The organism is Paenibacillus sp. Marseille-Q7038, assembly GCF_965111595.1.
In genome coordinates this window covers 269839-286974 of sequence record NZ_CBCOOM010000001.1, presented here as the reverse complement: position 1 = coordinate 286974, position 17136 = coordinate 269839, and the positions used below count along the sequence as shown (strand labels likewise).

16 protein-coding genes are annotated in these 17136 nt (G+C 44.1%); 6 read left to right on the top strand and 10 right to left on the bottom strand.

All coding sequences use genetic code 11. The annotated features are described in order from the left end of the window. Window positions 1-179 precede the first annotated feature (179 nt). From ACWPWY_RS01400 to recQ, 3 genes are all read right to left on the bottom strand, one after another. Entirely contained in the window at window positions 180-458 is a 279-nt protein-coding gene (locus ACWPWY_RS01400; protein ID WP_454190052.1) for a hypothetical protein, read from the bottom strand. Window positions 459-730: 272 nt separating this feature from the next. Then, window positions 731-2500, bottom strand: coding sequence for a B12-binding domain-containing radical SAM protein (locus ACWPWY_RS01395; protein WP_454192762.1), 1770 nt, complete (start codon window positions 2498-2500; stop codon window positions 731-733). Window positions 2501-2585: 85 nt separating this feature from the next. Then, on the bottom strand, window positions 2586-4463 hold the full coding sequence (recQ, locus tag ACWPWY_RS01390) for a DNA helicase RecQ (protein WP_213533386.1): 1878 nt from the start codon (window positions 4461-4463) through the stop codon (window positions 2586-2588). Window positions 4464-4802: 339 nt separating this feature from the next. On the opposite strand from recQ, the gene ACWPWY_RS01385 reads away from it, so the two are divergent. Then, window positions 4803-6173 carry an alkaline phosphatase gene (locus ACWPWY_RS01385; RefSeq protein ID WP_213533388.1) on the top strand — a complete coding sequence of 457 codons (1371 nt, stop codon included), beginning with the start codon at window positions 4803-4805 and terminating at the stop codon, window positions 6171-6173. Window positions 6174-6355: 182 nt separating this feature from the next. Here the strand turns inward: ACWPWY_RS01385 and ACWPWY_RS01380 are convergent, their stop codons facing one another. Then, on the bottom strand, window positions 6356-7195 hold the full coding sequence (locus ACWPWY_RS01380) for a MetQ/NlpA family ABC transporter substrate-binding protein (RefSeq protein WP_213533390.1): 840 nt from the start codon (window positions 7193-7195) through the stop codon (window positions 6356-6358). Window positions 7196-7381: 186 nt separating this feature from the next. On the opposite strand from ACWPWY_RS01380, the gene ACWPWY_RS01375 reads away from it, so the two are divergent. Then, window positions 7382-8413, top strand: a complete 1032-nt coding sequence (locus tag ACWPWY_RS01375) for an RluA family pseudouridine synthase (protein ID WP_213533392.1) — start codon at window positions 7382-7384, stop codon at window positions 8411-8413. A 136-nt stretch (window positions 8414-8549) separates the two neighbouring features. On the opposite strand, the gene ACWPWY_RS01370 is transcribed toward ACWPWY_RS01375, so the two are convergent. Together ACWPWY_RS01370 and ACWPWY_RS01365 are read right to left on the bottom strand one after the other, a co-directional pair. Beyond that, a complete protein-coding gene (locus tag ACWPWY_RS01370; RefSeq protein WP_454190051.1) occupies window positions 8550-9329 on the bottom strand; it encodes a hypothetical protein in 780 nt (259 codons plus the stop codon). A 3-nt stretch (window positions 9330-9332) separates the two neighbouring features. Further along, complete coding sequence (locus ACWPWY_RS01365) at window positions 9333-10121, bottom strand: class I SAM-dependent DNA methyltransferase (RefSeq protein ID WP_454190050.1); 789 nt, start codon at window positions 10119-10121, stop codon at window positions 9333-9335. Window positions 10122-10344: 223 nt separating this feature from the next. On the opposite strand from ACWPWY_RS01365, the gene speD reads away from it, so the two are divergent. After that, on the top strand, window positions 10345-11214 hold the full coding sequence (gene speD / locus ACWPWY_RS01360) for an adenosylmethionine decarboxylase (RefSeq protein ID WP_213533397.1): 870 nt from the start codon (window positions 10345-10347) through the stop codon (window positions 11212-11214). A gap of 74 nt (window positions 11215-11288) precedes the next feature. Here the strand turns inward: speD and ACWPWY_RS01355 are convergent, their stop codons facing one another. Further along, entirely contained in the window at window positions 11289-11615 is a 327-nt protein-coding gene (locus tag ACWPWY_RS01355) for a hypothetical protein (protein ID WP_213533399.1), read from the bottom strand. A 164-nt stretch (window positions 11616-11779) separates the two neighbouring features. Here ACWPWY_RS01355 and ACWPWY_RS01350 point away from each other — a divergent pair, with 164 nt between their 5' ends. Then, window positions 11780-12337: a GNAT family N-acetyltransferase gene (locus tag ACWPWY_RS01350; protein WP_454190049.1), complete on the top strand. Its 558-nt coding sequence runs from the start codon at window positions 11780-11782 to the stop codon at window positions 12335-12337. Window positions 12338-12441: 104 nt separating this feature from the next. Here the strand turns inward: ACWPWY_RS01350 and ACWPWY_RS01345 are convergent, their stop codons facing one another. The 3 genes from ACWPWY_RS01345 to ACWPWY_RS01335 form a co-directional block, all read right to left on the bottom strand. Next, a complete protein-coding gene (locus ACWPWY_RS01345) occupies window positions 12442-12735 on the bottom strand; it encodes a GNAT family N-acetyltransferase (RefSeq protein WP_454190048.1) in 294 nt (97 codons plus the stop codon). Window positions 12736-12867: 132 nt separating this feature from the next. Beyond that, the gene (locus tag ACWPWY_RS01340; RefSeq protein WP_454190047.1) at window positions 12868-13644 is read right to left on the bottom strand and encodes a class I SAM-dependent methyltransferase; all 777 of its coding nucleotides are present in this window, start codon (window positions 13642-13644) and stop codon (window positions 12868-12870) included. Window positions 13645-13806: 162 nt separating this feature from the next. Next, the gene (locus ACWPWY_RS01335; protein ID WP_454192761.1) at window positions 13807-14847 is read right to left on the bottom strand and encodes an NAD(P)-dependent alcohol dehydrogenase; all 1041 of its coding nucleotides are present in this window, start codon (window positions 14845-14847) and stop codon (window positions 13807-13809) included. A 243-nt stretch (window positions 14848-15090) separates the two neighbouring features. On the opposite strand from ACWPWY_RS01335, the gene uxuA reads away from it, so the two are divergent. Together uxuA and ACWPWY_RS01325 are read left to right on the top strand one after the other, a co-directional pair. After that, the gene (gene uxuA, locus ACWPWY_RS01330; RefSeq protein ID WP_454190046.1) at window positions 15091-16188 is read left to right on the top strand and encodes a mannonate dehydratase; all 1098 of its coding nucleotides are present in this window, start codon (window positions 15091-15093) and stop codon (window positions 16186-16188) included. Next, window positions 16185-17048, top strand: a complete 864-nt coding sequence (locus ACWPWY_RS01325; protein WP_454190045.1) for an SDR family oxidoreductase — start codon at window positions 16185-16187, stop codon at window positions 17046-17048. The genes uxuA and ACWPWY_RS01325 overlap by 4 nt, the downstream gene beginning before the upstream one ends. Window positions 17049-17136 lie beyond the last annotated feature (88 nt).

Here is a 17136-nt window from a genome sequence, read left to right as displayed (position 1 = left end):
ATTCTTGGAGAACGGACAAACTGTACCTCCTTAGGTGGTTAGATCCAGCTCAATAAGAGGTAATACGGCACCGGCTTCAAACAAGAAAACAAGGACATTAACACGTGCGTAACAACAAAAAACCACTATCCCAATAAAAAAGGAAGTGGTCCCAAGTCTGCAAATCAAAATAGGGGATATTACCGCTCATTCAATTCTTTTACTTCATCGATGCTAGGAAGATCATTTTGGTCAAAATTCTGCTCAGCTGCTTCCCTTTGTGCGAGCAAGTTCTTTTGTTCTCGGGTATCTTTCTTACGAATTAACTTCCGCAGGATTACCTTTTGATTATCGTACATAAGAACAAGAAGGGTCATGATGAAAGCTATGTCTATCAGTAGCAAACCATCAAAATTTACAAACAGAAATAAAACACCATTAATAATTATAAGTCCAATAAAAACTAGAAACCCTTTCAAAAATACACCTCTCTGACTGAATTGGCAGCAAAATAAACACTTAAATGTTTTATTCATTTAAATGTATTATTCATTTAAACGCTTCATATCTTTTTATTATCTAAGGCAGGTCACTACTAAAAATCCCCTAACCATACATACGACACCAACATTCATTCTATGGTTAGGGAATTTTCGCATTTAATCGATTTATCCTTAATGGATATCAAAATTCAATATTGATATCAATATCGATATTAATATTCATATCTATTTCCTACATCATTCCATCATTAGATCAACTTCGCTTTCGCTCCCAGCGGCAAGGTGAAATACATCGGCTTTTGATCTTCATTCTGCTGATAGATTGTCACGAGAAGCGTCTGTCCTTTTGCATCGTCTGGTGTTACACCAGCGAGTACACGTTCCAAATGGAACGGCAGCACTTCCAGAACCGCATGTTTCTGAAGATCTCGTTCACTCAGTGAAAGACTGGCGAATTCAGGTGATACGTCTTCCGGATGCTCCGCGAGATGTTTAATATACGACGCCCAGTCGCTTTTCTCCATCGTGAAATCCCACCAGATTTTACGCGGCTTATACTTGTGACCAAGGAAATAATCAAGCTTCATCAGACCCAGGATGAGATCCATTTGTTTCGTCCCCCGCTGCTCCAGGAACGAACGAAGACGAGTAAATAGATCCTCTAGCTGATGACCGATCTTCTGCCATCCTTGCCCTTCCCAGTAGTCGCCGAAGGCTTGGAAGAAGTCAAACGGAGACGGGAATTCCTGCTCCATTAGGTATTTCAGCGTATGGTCCATGCGGTGTGCATTCCAGTACTTCTCAAGCACATCCTCAAGACGTTTAAGCCTTACAATATCGCTAAAAGGAAGCACATCGCTGCCCAAAATTTCATACGGTGCTTGATCCATGTACGTGTAGTTGTATTTGTCTGCGTCAAGACGAAGACCCGTTCCGCGCAGCATTTTAAGGAAACCAAGCTGAAGCTCTTCTGGTCCGAGTGCAAATACATCGTTAAACGTTTTACGGAATGTATCGTAATCTTCGAGCGGCAGACCGGCAATGAGGTCCAAATGCTGATCAATTTTTCCGCTGGCTTTAATCTTGCTTACCGTCCGGCTAAGCTTCGTAAAGTTCTGACGGCGTTTTACAAGTTCATTCGTTGGGTCATTCGTGGACTGAACCCCGATCTCAAAACGAAACACCCCAGGAGGTGCATTCTCCGCCAGATAGTCGAGCACTTCTGGACGCATGATATCTGCTGTAATTTCGAACTGGAACACGCAGCCCCCGTGATTTTGAATTAGGAACTCGAACATCTCTAGTGCATAATCCCGCTTAATATTAAACGTCCGATCCACGAATTTGATGAGTTTCGCACCATTTTCGATCAGATACAGAATATCTGCTTTTGTTCGTTCAATATCGAAGTACCTTACTCCAACTTCAATACTCGATAGACAGAACTGACAGTTAAACGGACAACCGCGGCTTGTCTCAAAATAAACCACTCGTTTCCCAAGATCCGGAATATCCTCTGGGAAACGATACGGAGAAGGCAGTTCGTTCAGGTCGGCTTTCGGCCGGCCTGGCATCACGATCACCTCTTCCCCTTTACGGTAAGCGATCCCATATACAAAGTGGTATTTCTGCTTCCCTTCGATCTCCTGCAAAAGCTGATGGAATGTCTCTTCTCCTTCACCGACCACGATGAAATCAACGTTTGGAAGACGATTCATCCAGTGCTCTACATCATAAGATACCTCAGGTCCACCAAGGATGATTTTCACCTCAGGCATGACCCTTTTTAGAATATTAATCACTTTGATCGTCTCTTCAATGTTCCAGATATAACAAGAGAATCCAATCACATCGGCTCCGCGCTGATACAGATCTGACACAATGTTCATCACCGGGTCTTTGATCATATATTCCGCAAGCTCAATATCAAAATCTTTTTCGCTATAAGCCTTCAGGCAGCGAATCGCAAGAGAAGTATGAATATACTTCGCATTCAGCGTCGACAAAATCACTTTCATATGCGCACAACCTTTACCGTAGTGGAACTGCTCATTGCAGTGCCCTGTATTTAATTCTGTATTTATTAACAACTAATCTGCTGCTTTAGAATTCAAAAGGATCATAAGCTGGTGCTTCTACTTCACTACTTCCTTGGTTCAAGAAGAAATCGAGAAAAGGTTGTCCGTATTTCCGGTACTTCACTTCTCCGACCCCTTTAATCTTCAGCATGTCACGTTCGCTCTGCGGACATACCACACTCATCTCTCGAAGCGTTGCATCATTAAAAATAATATAGGACGGTACATGCTCGCGTTCTGCCATTTCACGTCGAATCAGTCTCAGCTGTTCGAATATCGTCTCATTCACCGCAGATGGAGACATATCCCGTTTACTTGTTCTAGAAGATCTGCTGCTTCTTGAAGAAGCCGCACTTACTCTCGCCACTCGCTGCATCACTTCGCGCTGTCCTTTCAGTACTTCGACCGCAAGCGGCTGAAGTCTCAGCACGGGGTACTGTCCTTCCGACAAAGCAAGATATCCTTCGGAGGCGAGAACGTTAATAATTTCGGAGATTTCTTTTTCCGAGCGATTCGACATCACTCCATACGTAGGCAGACTGTCAAAACCATATTCCAGCACTTTTTTGTTTCTCGAACCTTTGAGTACCATCGACACAAGCGACACGCCAAAACGCTCTCTCATCCGGTGAATACAGGAGAAGATTTTCTGGGCATCAACGGTCATATCAATGAGTTCCCGGTCATCCGTACAAGAACTGCAAATCCCGCAGCCCGTATCGTCATGTTCCTCTCCAAAATAGTCCAGCTGCGCACTGCGCAGACACTTCGTCGTATAACAATAGTCAATCATCTGCTGAAGCTTACGATAATCGTTACGCTTGCGCTCAGGATCTGCATCCCCCTGCTCCAGCAGGAACTTCTGAGTCATGATATCTTGCGCGCTGAACAGCAGGATACACTGACTCGGTTCGCCGTCCCGACCTGCACGTCCTGCCTCCTGAACGTAGGCTTCCATATTTTTCGGCATATTATAATGGATCACATATCTCACGTTACTTTTATCGATACCCATCCCAAATGCATTCGTTGCCACAATCACTCTAAGATCATCGAACAAGAAAGCTTCCTGACTTGCTGCGCGCTCTTCATCTGTCATTCCAGCATGATAACGTCCGGCAGCCACTCCGGCCTCTTGCAAACGACTGTACAGATCATCTACATCCTTACGGGTCGCAGCATAGATAATCCCCGCTTCGTCCGCATGTTCACGGGCATAGTCCATTACATATTCTTTTTTGTTCTCCCCGCGCAGTACCTGCATGGCGAGATTATCTCGTCCAAGTCCTGTGACAAACGTCTCCGGATTACGTAAACGCAGCAGTCTTAGAATATCTTCCATTACTGCCGGAGTTGCTGTTGCGGTAAAAGCGGCTACAATTGGGCGCTCTGGCAAGTATTCTACAAAAGGAGCTACTGATAGATAACTCGTCCGAAAATCATGACCCCACTGCGATACACAGTGAGCCTCATCCACTGCTACACAAGAAATCTCAAGCTCTGCCATCTCATCACGGAACCAGTCCAGCTCAAGCCGCTCCGGTGCAACGTAGAGCATTTTCAGTTCCCCGCTGCGGGCAGCTCTGATTCGGTCATTCACTTCACGTCCGCTCAGCGTACTATTGATATAAGCAGCAGGAATGCCCATGGCGAGCAGTGCATCGACCTGATCCTTCATTAGCGAGATCAGCGGTGACACGACCAAAGTCAGACCCGAATACAGCAAGGCCGGGATCTGGTAACAGATCGACTTCCCGCCGCCCGTCGGCATAATGCCAAGCGTGTCATTATGTTGAAGCAGGCTTTCTACAATCTTTTTCTGACCCTCCCGAAAATCAGGATATCCAAAATAAGTTTGCAGCATTTCCTGCGCTTCTGTCATTGTTTTTGTCTGAATACTCATCTTTCAAAAACTCCTCACCTTCTCCTGTATTTTCAGGAAAAGAAAACTTCATCTTATCCATTCGTACTTTTTCCGTTCATTCTATTAAGTGTACCGAATAATACATACTAACATCAAGGGATTGTATAGAGAATAAACAATGGATTTCACAAGATAATGCACTGCAAAAGCACAGATCCTGGAAGTTTCTCAGATTTCATCGCGGTTTTACAAAATTACAAATATTAATATTCCGCTGATCAAGATGAAGTTTTGTTTTTACATTCCAGTGTTATTCTTCAATTAATCAATACATAATTACAATCTTTTCCTAACTGATGAAGAGGAGGAAATATAAACATGCTACATAAGAAAACGAAAAAAATGGTGCCCGCCATTCTCGGGATCACGCTTGCGGCCTCGACGATTCTTTCTGCAGGCCAAGCACATGCTGTAGACACGGTGAATGCGGTCAGTGTAGAGACGAAGAAAATTAAGAACATTATTTTTCTGATTGGTGACGGGATGGGGACTCCTTACACAACAGCTTACCGCTATATGAAAGATAACCCTTCTACTCCCCTCATGGAGAAAACCGAGTTCGATCCATACCTCATTGGCGCACAAATGACGTATCCTGAAGATGAGCACCAGAATGTAACGGACTCTGCATCCGCGGCAACGGCGATGTCAGCTGGAGTCAAAACGTATAACGCAGCCATTGCGGTAGATAACGATCATACCGAAGTAAAAACCGTGCTCGAACAGGCCAAAGAAAACGGAAAAGCAACAGGTCTTGTCGCTACTTCCGAGATTACACATGCGACCCCTGCTGCCTTCGGTGCGCATGATATTAGCCGTAAAAACATGGATGCCATCGCAGATGACTACTTCGATCAGCTTGTGAATGGAAAACATAAAGTGGATGTCTTGCTTGGCGGCGGGAAATCAAATTTCGTGAGAGAAGATCGTGATTTGACTAAAGAATTTCAAAGTGCGGGATTCAGCTATGTTACGGATCGCAGTGCCTTACTGAAAGATAACAACAACCAAATCCTAGGTTTGTTCGCAGATGGTGGCCTCGATAAAACGATCGACCGTACCAGTGCGACTCCTTCTCTGGCAGAGATGACAGATACAGCGATTGATCGCCTGAGCACGAACGAGAACGGATTTTTCCTCATGATCGAGGGCAGCCAGATTGACTGGGCAGGTCATGATAATGATATCGTAGGTTCCATGAGTGAGATGGAAGACTTCGCGAAGGCTTTTAAGGCGGCGATTGATTTTGCAAAAGAAGATGGTGAAACGCTTGTCGTAGCTACAGCAGATCACTCTACTGGTGGACTTACGCTTGGAAAAGACGGCGAATACAATTTTCTCGCAGCCCCGATCAAAGCAGCCAAACGCACGCCTGACTTTATGGCAGCAGAGATCGCAGCAGGAAGTTCTGTGGAAGATACGCTTAAGATATATATTGATCTTGAACTGACTGCAGAAGAGATCAAGTCTGTACAAGACGCAGCGACAGAGAAAAAGGTAACCGATATTGATAATGCCATTGAAGCAATCTTTGATAACCGTTCTTTTACCGGCTGGACAACGGGCGGTCATACAGGAGATGATGTTCCTGTGTACGCATATGGACCAGGCAAAGATCGGTTTGCAGGACTGATCGATAACACAGACAACGCCCGCATTATTTTCGATATCTTAAGTAAGCATAAGTAATAGGAAGAAATGAAATGTAATAAAATTAAAAAAAGACTGCAGATAGACTAGTGTAAGCTAGTTTTCCTGCAGTCTGGGTACTTCTTTTTTGCGTTCACGTACGAACGATAAGGGAGTACCTTTTTATTTTAATTGTAATAAGAGATTGATCTAGTTGATTATGGGTTCATTCGAACTGTTGTTTAATCCATCCACTCTGGCTCTTCGTATTCTGGGAAGTTCTGATCAAGCAGCTTCTTGTATTCTGCAGATTGAACGACTTCTTTAAGCGTACGGGCAAAGGTAGCATTCTGATCTGCTGCACGTACAACGAGTCGATTGCTTAGATTCTCAGGAATATCCTCCGTATCGAGCTCATCTTTATCCGTAAATCCAGCTTCTGCTGCCATCATAACAGGCATCAACACGAGTTCTGTACTCTCATCTGTTACTGCTTGTCCCAATTCGCTTACTGGCATGGTTTTTAGTGTAATGTTCTTTGGATTCTCCTCTACCGCCGTATCGATTGACATGTCCGTGTAAGAAGCGCCGGTACGAATCCCAATCACACCTTCATCTTCCAGCATTAATAATGCGCGAGTCAGCAAAATCGGCTCTTCTGGAAGGAAGATTGTACTGTTCTTCGCAATAGCATCTTCGTCAGTAACCGATTTGGAATAAAGCGCAAGCGGCTCTGTCGGCACGGCAATAATGGACGTTACAGCATTATCACTGTTATTGGTAAATGTATTTAGAAAAGCATCAATCGAACCATTCGTCAGTTCCGTTAAGGATTCATCCGGGTCACTGATCTCTACTACTTCCAATTTGGAACCTTGTTTTTCAACGAGATCTTTCATCGTCTTTTCTACCATTTCCTTACTGGAACCGGCAGGTACCCCGACTTTTATTACTTGAGGTTCATCTTGGTCTTTCAAACCTTCTCCATTATTGTCTACCGTTGTTGTACTGCATCCTGCGAGTAATACGCTGACTAAAGTCATTCCTGCCATCCATTTAAACCACATTTTTTTCGTCTTCATGTTGTGTATTCTCCCTCTATAGATGTTTTTCTATTCTATATACAAGTAGCTTACCATGGAAGATCTAACGAATGCGAATTGCTAACGGGCTGTGTTCGTGCATTTCCACCCTCTACGTGGTATATTAACCAAGACAATCGGAATTAAACCGGACAATCTTTTTACCCAATCAGGAGGCCATAAGGCATGCGAAAAAAACAAGCACCGCATCTTAGCACAGAGGATGGTTACAGTACTCGTCCCCAGGCGCAAAGTCATGCGAAATCACATAAAAAATCGAAAGGGAGCACCTTCTCTGCTCCTCGCCCAAATAGCAAAAAAACAGGATCTTCCGTAGATTCACCTAAAGCTTATGTTGTAGAAGAAAGCAGTGAGCTACTTGCTTACTTGCTTACTCATCTCTCTAAGAGTCGTAATGCGATCAAATCCATGCTGGCGAGAGGACAAATTCTCGTAAATGGCAAAGTGGTAACAGCATACAATTACGCGCTTAAACCTGGAATGAGGATTTCCATTATCAGCGAGAAAAAAGAAGAAGCTCCTCCCCTTCTGGGACTTGCTATTCTGTACGAAGATAACGACATTATTGTCGTTCATAAAGATTCCGGACTATTGTCCGTTGCCTCCGATAAGGAGCAAGAAGTAACGGCTTATCGTCAGTTAATGACGCATGTACGCGTAGAACATCCAAGCAATCGTATTTTCATCGTTCACCGTCTCGACCGGGATACATCAGGCGTGATGCTGTTTGCGAAGCGTGAAGAGATTCAAAAAGCACTCCAAGATACTTGGCGTGATACTGTAGAAGAACGTACTTACATTGCCCTTGTTGAAGGAAAAGTAAAGCAAAGCCAAGGTACTATCACATCCTACTTAAAAGAGAGTAAAACGCTCAAAATGTACTCTTCGCCTTACCCTAATAACGGCCAAAAAGCCATCACTCATTTCAAAACGCTGGAAGCGGAAAGTGAGTACTCCTTACTGGAAGTTCAGCTCGAAACCGGACGCAAGAATCAGATTCGTGTTCATATGGAGGAATTGGGACATCCGGTGGCCGGAGATAAGAAATATGGTGCGCGCAGCCGCGGCATCGGCAGACTTGGGCTACATGCGAAAGTGCTCGCTTTCACTCATCCGGGAACAGGCGAACTGATGCGTTTTGAGAGTCCTGTACCAAAAGGATTCCTTAGACCTTTCCAGAAGAATCAGCCAAAATAAACGTTAAAAACTCGGGCTTCGCTTCATGCGAAATCCCGAGTTTTTATTTTTTCTAAGAAACTTCATCTAAATATGAGGCCTATCAAAATTCTTGGTATCCTATTCTTATTTCTGATTTGGGATCTTTCTTTTCTAATCAAAGCTGCTTCGCAAGCTTCTGAGCGGTTGCAAGCATCTCGGCAATTACCGTTTCGTTTGGGACCCTTTCTGGATCGTTATATCTTGAAGGAGTGAGATAGCCAATCTCGACCATAAACCCATTTTTGTAAAACATAATTTCATCCGCCGCCGTTGTCAATACAATGACGTCACCCATCTCATTCTCTACATAAGAACTGTACGCATACGAGCTGTCTGTCGTCTGAATGAAGTGGTAAAACGTTGTTCCTGCTTCGTCTGTACTCACATCCACCCGGTTCAGCAAATCATCCTGATCTCCGTCATGGTGTGGAATATATGATTGAAAAGGATCTTCCTTTACTTCCATCATGTTAATCTTATAAAACAAATCTCCGTAATGGCCATAGTCATCTGCTTGTCCATAATAGTTCAGTTGAACCTGATAACTAGGGGATTCTTTACTGCCATACTGCACAAGAAATGCTTCTTCTTTCTCCACCTCAAAAGGCATGTCCTTGCTGCTGAACTGAATTTGGCGCCCTGGGCGCAGTATAGCATACTTCTCCAGCAGGAGATCTGGGCTGACAGGTTTATAGAATATCGCATGTTCTGTATCACCTAGCTCATAGTGGTGGAACCTAGTACTGTGATTGATGGTGTCCCTATGTATTTTCGACTTCGTTAGCCCAGGAATTGGTTCCTCACAACCACTTAGAAGCAAACTCATAGACAACAGAAGCAAGAACATCCAATGATGGCTAGGCCGCCTTTTTACCATCGTCTTCGTATATCGCATGCCTTACCTCGATTCAGATGAATTTTTCGTAAGCTCCATAAATAAAAATAAAGGAATCCGAAGCCTGCGTTCATAGGTTTCTTCATGGATAAATCGTTCCCGTACCGGCTTAGACTCTCGAAGATTAGATACCTTAAATCCTGCCCTGCAAGCTGTCTGAAAATAATCTTCTACCGTACGATGATATTTCATTACGGGTCCGCCCATCCATTCCTGCTTACGATAACCAGGCACAAAATATTGATCCACGACCCAGTTTGTGCGAATGCCTGAGGGTTGAAGGGTAGAGGTGATAACCGGATGCTCGATGGAGAAAATAAATCTTCCTCCCGGCTTAAGAATCTCATAGATCTTGGTGAACAGAGGGGCTAGATCCTCAAGATAATGAAGAACTAGACGGGATATAACCAGATCATAGGAACCTGCATCTTTTTCGGCTATAGCTGCGTCCGCTTCTGCCCTGTTTTCTGCTGCAACCCAGTCCTCAATCGTGGTGAATATCGCATTCCCCCGATCCGCTACCTCTTGTAATGATTGAACAGCAAGACCATACATATTCTGCGATCCTTCCATTCCGGTATACTTCCCAGCTCCTGCATCTAGCAGCTTCCGTCCAAACTGGGCATCACCGCATCCAATATCCAGTACCGAGAAGCCTTTCACTTCGCCCGCCATCTCCCAAATGATTGGTTCCTCCAGCGTATCGTTCGCATTCTCCGGCATGCCTCTCCGGGCTGTATAATTTGCAAACTGTTCCTTACGGTCATAAAACTGCGAACCACGATATTCCATCGATATTTCCGCCTCTCTCAGGGTGTTCTTATTCTCCACCGGACTTCTTTCAATTCACTTTACTTTCAATAGACTTTACTTCCAATACACTTTACCATATAAACCCAATTCAGATAACTTCAATATAAATCGTCAAAAAACGCTTTAAGCTACCCACGATATGGTTAAAGTACATAAAGGTACATACAGATACCAAGTCACCCTAGGGACAGGAGGCATCATTATGACACTCACTCCAGAACAAAGAATCGAACTGCACGGTTTCAACAACTTGACGAAATCGCTCAGCTTTAATATGTATGATGTGTGTTATACCCGGACCAAAGAAGAACGCGAAGCCTATATTGAATATATTGATGAACAGTATAACGCGGATCGATTAACTCAAATCTTAACAAATGTAGCTCATATTATTGGAGCCCATGTGCTGAATGTGGCCAAGCAGGATTATATTCCCCAAGGAGCTAGCGTAACACTGCTTGTATCAGAAGGACCTGTGGATGGTGCAGGAGAGGAATCTTTTGAGGAGTCACCGGGGCCGCTGCCTGATCATGTGGTCATGCATTTGGATAAAAGCCATATCACCGTGCATACGTATCCGGAATTCCATCCTCATGAGGGGATCAGTACGTTCCGGGCCGATATCGATGTATCTACTTGCGGGGAGATTTCACCGCTGAAGGCACTGAACTATTTAATCCATTCTTTTGATACGGATATTATGACGATCGATTACCGGGTCCGCGGCTTTACGCGGGATATTAACGGCAAGAAATTATTTATTGACCATGATATTAGTTCCATTCAGAACTATATTCCTGAGAGTGTGCAGCAACAATTTGATATGATTGATATCAATGTATATCAGCATCATATTTTCCATACCAAATGCAAATTGAAAGAATTTGACCTGAATAACTATCTGTTTGGATATACAAAGGATACACTCAGCGAAGAAGAACAGAAGGACATCTCGGAGCAGCTCAAACTTGAGATGGATGAGATCTATTACGGAATGAATATGGATGCAGGATCGATTGACGAAGATGCGGAAGAAGATTTTGTATATCAACGGGCTCCGGAATCAAACTAACTTCTCGATCATCATTAATCATCAAAAAAGGGATTACGTTTATATAAACGCGATCCCTTTCTTTACGTATTCAGCTATTTCTGACGTAGAAACTTCACCGTGAATCGCGCTGCTTCCAGCACTTCACTCACAAAATCCTTATTTTCCTTTTCCCATTCATTCGGGTCATCCAGAGCAATCTCTTCAATAAACTCTTCCATAAGTTCAGAAAGTTCCCTGCGGGAAGGTCCTTTCCCCTGACTTTTACCTCGCAGGCAACTTACGGAAGATCGAATCATTTTACAACTGTCTTTGATGTAGCTGTATTCGTCCTTGTCCCATGCCTTCGGATTATCCATATCGAGAAAAACAATCCATTTCTCAAGTAAACTTGCTGCCTGATTTGTGTTCATGCTTGTCATTTTATATCTCCATTCATTTCTTAATCATCGGTACTTCACTTGAATCTAGTATAACGATAACGGCTTAGACTTAAACTGACAAGCTTTATATGGAAGATATTTATATGAATACCCGCTATAATGTACATAGACGAACTTGATATTAAAGGAGTGTACCATCCCCCTTGGAAACAACGACTAATCCCAATTGGTTTCATGGCAGCAAGGTTCGCCTCGCAGCCGCGATCCAGCAAGATGCTCAGACCTTAGCCGCTTATACAGAAGATTACGATTATATGCGTAACCTAGATACCGATTATGCCGTTCCGCAAACCGTAGCAGAAGCGGGCCCAAAAAGCGCAAAGATAGAGAACGGTGTAGAATTTATGCTGCGCACCATTGATGAAGATCGTCTGATCGGATTTGTGGCCCTGCACAGCATTGAATGGAATAACCAGGCTGCAAAACTTGCTATCGGCATCGGTAAAGCAAAAGATCGGGGAAAAGGTTACGGCAGCGATGCACTGAAGATTATCTTACGCTACGCTTTCCACGAACTTAACTTAAACCGGGTCGGCCTTGAAGTTATCTCTTATAACGAAGTAGCTTATCATGCATATAAAAAGGCAGGGTTTGTAGAGGAAGGCAGAAAGCGTGCTTCTGTACTTCGCGGAGGTAAGGCTTATGACCTGATTCTGATGAGTATGCTGCGTGATGAATGGGAATCTCAGGTACAAGCATAAAAATACAAAAGACCTGGGTATCTTCCCGCTGCGAGTATACCTTACACGTATACGTACAGTGGAAATCAAACCAGGTCTTTTTAAAATCCATCTATAATTAGCGACTACTGTTTCGCTAGAACATCTTGATACTCAGGATGTTTACGGATCGTGCTTTCTGCAAAAGGACAAGAAGGTACAATACGCAGATTATTTTCTCTTGCATGTTCTACGATTCTCTTCACCAAAGCTCCGCCAACCCCTTTTCCTTGCAGCTGATCAGATACAGAGGTATGATCTACGTCGATCACTTCATAACCTTCTGAATCCTTACCGCGAGGGATAAAGCCAATGCTGGCTGCCTTTTCTCCATTTTGATCCACATAGAATTCATTTTCTCCAGGTAAAATATCATACATAGCTAAGCTCCTCTCTGTGGGACAATATCCCGTTATTCTTTTATACACTTTCCGCGGCTTCTTGAAGCATGATTCAAAGATTAGTCACAGAACGGTGTAAAGGTAGCTTGCCATTACTCATCCTGAATTATTTTATATTTTGATTGCTCTTATACGAAGACGCATGTAATCAACGTACCAAGTCCCGTCATGATAAAGATTAGATTTTGTTCGCTCAGCTATCTCATCATAAGCCCTACTTAAGAACTCGGGTGAAGCATCTGTGAAGAAGGGGCTTGCAAATCCATTCAGCCAGTGCCTAAGCCCTGCCTCTCCGTCTATCATCGGTGTAGGTCTATCAAAATGCAGCGCATACGTAACCCGAAATCCGTGTTTTTCAAGAAGAGTGCTATACTCTCCAATACTCGGAAAATACCAAGGGTTTACTGATGCAGCATCGATCCCCTGCTCCTTCAGCACCTCGCTGATCGCCTGAACTACGGTCCCTACATTATGTTGTCCTCCGAATTCAGCTACAAATCTGCCTCCGGGGCGCAGTGCATCATGGACACACTGGACCACCTCTTCCGCATTCTTCATCCAGTGCAGGGCAGCGTTGGAGAATATAGCATCCAAAGGCTCTTGTACCGTAAAACGCTCCGCATTCCCTTCTACAAAATTCAGATTAGGATATTTAATCCGTGCTTTTTCCAGCATCGAAGGGGAGAGATCCATCCCCGTTACCAGCGCTCTGCTTGCAGCAATCTCTTGTGTTAGATCACCCGTTCCACAACCAAGATCGAGAATTCGTTCCCCTTCGGCTGGTTCAAGTAAATCGATCACTCCTCTGCCCATCTCTGATACAAAAGAAAGTTTTTGATCGTAATGATCAGATGCCCATGACTGTTCCGCACTTTTTCGTTGTACCATCCTGACCTCATCTCCTTCATCTATAGAAGAACCTACAGCCATTATGGCACAGCAGATCATATTGGATTAAATACCTGTTTCCTATGAATTTAATAGTTAACAACTATATCTCCTTTATTAGCGGCACCGACACCTTGAAAATCACAACCATCCATTCCGCATCTACATTCCGTTAGGATAAACAACTACTTTCAAACTGCCACTCTTGTTATGAATGGCTCTTTCCAAGGCTTCTTGTGTCTGCTCAAGTGGATACCGGTCTGTTATGAGCGTACTTGCAGGGATATCTCCTTTTGCCAGAAAACGAATGCCATCCGGATACGTATTGGCATAACGGAATACCCCATAAATATCAATCTCGTTATCTGCAATAAACGGTACGTTCAGTGGAATTTCATCTTGTGCAGGTAGCCCTACAATCACCAGCTTCCCTCCACGCCGAAGAGAAGTAAGCGCAGATTGCAAGGCTCGGGGGCTGCCCGCTGTTTCCCAAGCTGCATCCACGCCTACACCTTCTGTGATCTCACGAATTCTAGCATCCGTATCTTCTTTTACTGCATGGATCGCTTCCGTTGCTCCCATTCTTATTGCAGCATCCAAACGAATCTGTTCCAGATCGGAGACGATTATTCGGCTTGCTCCATATGATTTGGCAGCTGCCACTGCCATCAGCCCGACCGGGCCCATTCCCATAATCGCAACGGTGGAACCTGGGCTGAGTTTACAGCGTGACGCGGCATGGATACCGACTGAGAATGGCTCCACCAGTGCAGCTTCTTCGAAAGAAAGCTCATCTGGGATGTGGAACACAAAGTCTTCACGAATAGCGAGATATTGTACAAAAGCGCCATCTACCGGAGGCGTCGCTAGAAACTGAACCTCAGGACACAAGTTGTATCTGCCTTCCTTGCAGTAACGGCAGCGGCCACACGTCACACCAGGTTCAATAGCTACACGGTCTCCCGCTTGAACACGGGTCACGTTCTCCCCTATTCTCGCGATGATTCCCGCACATTCATGACCAAGGATGATGGGCTTCTCTACAACATAACGCCCAATTCTCCCGTGTTCATAGTAATGAAGATCTGAGCCGCATATACCAACGGCCATGATTTTAACCAACACTTCATCAGGGCCAAGCTCAGGAACGGGAAGTTCCCTTATCTCTATGTTTCCGGGCTTATTCATAACAGCAGCTTTCATGACCGTTCCTATATCCTGCTCTCCACTTCGGTTTATATCTACTTCCTTACTTATTCGGGATAATGGCATACTTCATCACTCCTCTGTCTATTTTTATGACTGTAATTAGATAAATGGATATAATTTGGAATTACTCCTTTCATACTACCATACAAGTATGGTAGTATGATGAAGAAATGAGAAGTTTTTACGTGATACATATGCATTTTTATCATGTACTTGAAGAAAGGTGGCTGCTCCCGAATGAAGATGGTATTCCGTTATTTTGGTCTCGGCAATGATACCGTATCACTTGAGCAAATCAGACAAATCCCTGGGGTAGAAGGTATTGTATGGGCCCTGCATGACATACCTGTTGGTGAAGAGTGGCCTAAAGAACGGATGGAAGAAATCAAATCTCAGGCTGATGAGTTCGGACTTCATTTAGAGGTTGTTGAAAGCGTAAACATCCATGAGGATATTAAACTTGGACTTCCTTCTCGTGACCTTTATATTGAGAATTACAAGAAAACGATCGTAAAGCTCGCTCATGTTGGCGTGAAAGTGATATGTTATAACTTCATGCCCGTTTTTGACTGGCTGCGAACTGATTTATTCAAAGCAGGTCCTGATGGTTCCACCGCTCTATTCTATGAAAAATCAAGAATTGAAGGACAAGATCCCTTTGATCTCGTCCAGCAGATTACGCAAGATACGACGCTCACCATGCCTGGATGGGAACCGGAACGGCTTGCCCATTTAACAGACCTGTTCGAAGCTTACCGGAACGTAACGGAAGAAGATTTATGGAATCACCTTTCCTATTTTCTTGAGGAGATTATACCGGTAGCAGAGGCACATGGTATTCGAATGGCAATTCATCCAGACGATCCCCCTTGGCCTATTTTTGGTTTGCCGCGCCTTATTACCAGCCAGTCTAATATAAGACGGTTTCTCTCCCTCTATGACAGTCCCGCCAACAGTATTACGCTGTGCAGTGGTTCTCTTGGAGCGAATCCCGCCAATGACATTGTCTCTATGATCTATGAATTTAAAGAGCGCATCGCTTTTGCTCATATTCGGAATATCAGAGTATTTGATAATGGTGACTTTATCGAAACTTCTCACCGCACAATCGACGGTACAGTAGATATTACGGGTATTGTTCAGGCCTATCACGACATCGGTTTTACCGGATACGCTCGTCCAGACCATGGAAGACAAATCTGGAAGGAACAGTGCCGACCCGGATATGGACTTTACGATCGTGCGCTCGGTATTATGTACTTATGGGGTCTATGGGACGCCTATAACCGAGTGCAAGAGAACCAATCTTCCAAAAAAGAGGTGAGCAAGGTATGAGTACGCTGCATCCGCAACCCCATCACACTGCCCTCCAAGATAAAGTTGTTGTCATTACTGGAGGCTCAGGTGTATTATGCCGTGTCATGGCTGAAGAATTAGCAAGACAAGGAGCAAAAATAGCAATTCTGAACCGTACCGCCGAAAAAGGAGCGGAAGTCGCTCAGTCTATTACCGAAGCCGGCGGATCAGCGATCTCCATCGCTTGTGATGTAACGAATGAAGCGAGTGTAGTAGAAGCAGCAGATCAGGTGGCTTCACAGCTCGGTCTTTGCGACATTCTTATTAACGGTGCCGGCGGAAATCGCCCAACCGCCATTACTACGAATGAGATCTTCCAGCCGGAAGATGTAGACCGGCAAGATACGATTTCTTTTTTTGATATGAAAGTAGAAGGATTTCGAGGTGTATTTGATCTCAATATCGTCGGTACGCTAATCCCTAGCCAAGTTTTCACCAAACAAATGCTAGGCAAAGAAGGAACGAGTATTATTAATATCTCTTCTATGAGTGCCTACTCCCCTATGACAAAAGTTCCTGCATACAGTGCCGCCAAAGCGGCTATCAGCAACTTCACAGAATGGCTGGCCGTTCATCTCGCAGAAGCAGGCATTCGCGTGAATGCTATCGCACCCGGATTCTATCTTACGGAACAGAACGAGAAACTGTTGCTTAACGAAGACGGAAGCCTTACGGAACGTTCCCACAAAATCATCTCTCATACGCCGATGCGAAGATTTGGTAAACCCGAAGATTTACTTGGTACACTGCTCTGGCTTGCCGATCCGAATGCAGCTAGTTTTGTGACAGGAACCGTGATTCCGGTAGACGGCGGTTTTAATGCATATTCGGGTGTGTAATCATTCATTTTAAACTTTCATAAAACAAAAAGAGAGTCCCGGGACAGTTTCCATTTCCGAGTTCTCTCTTTTTTTATTTTAAAATATG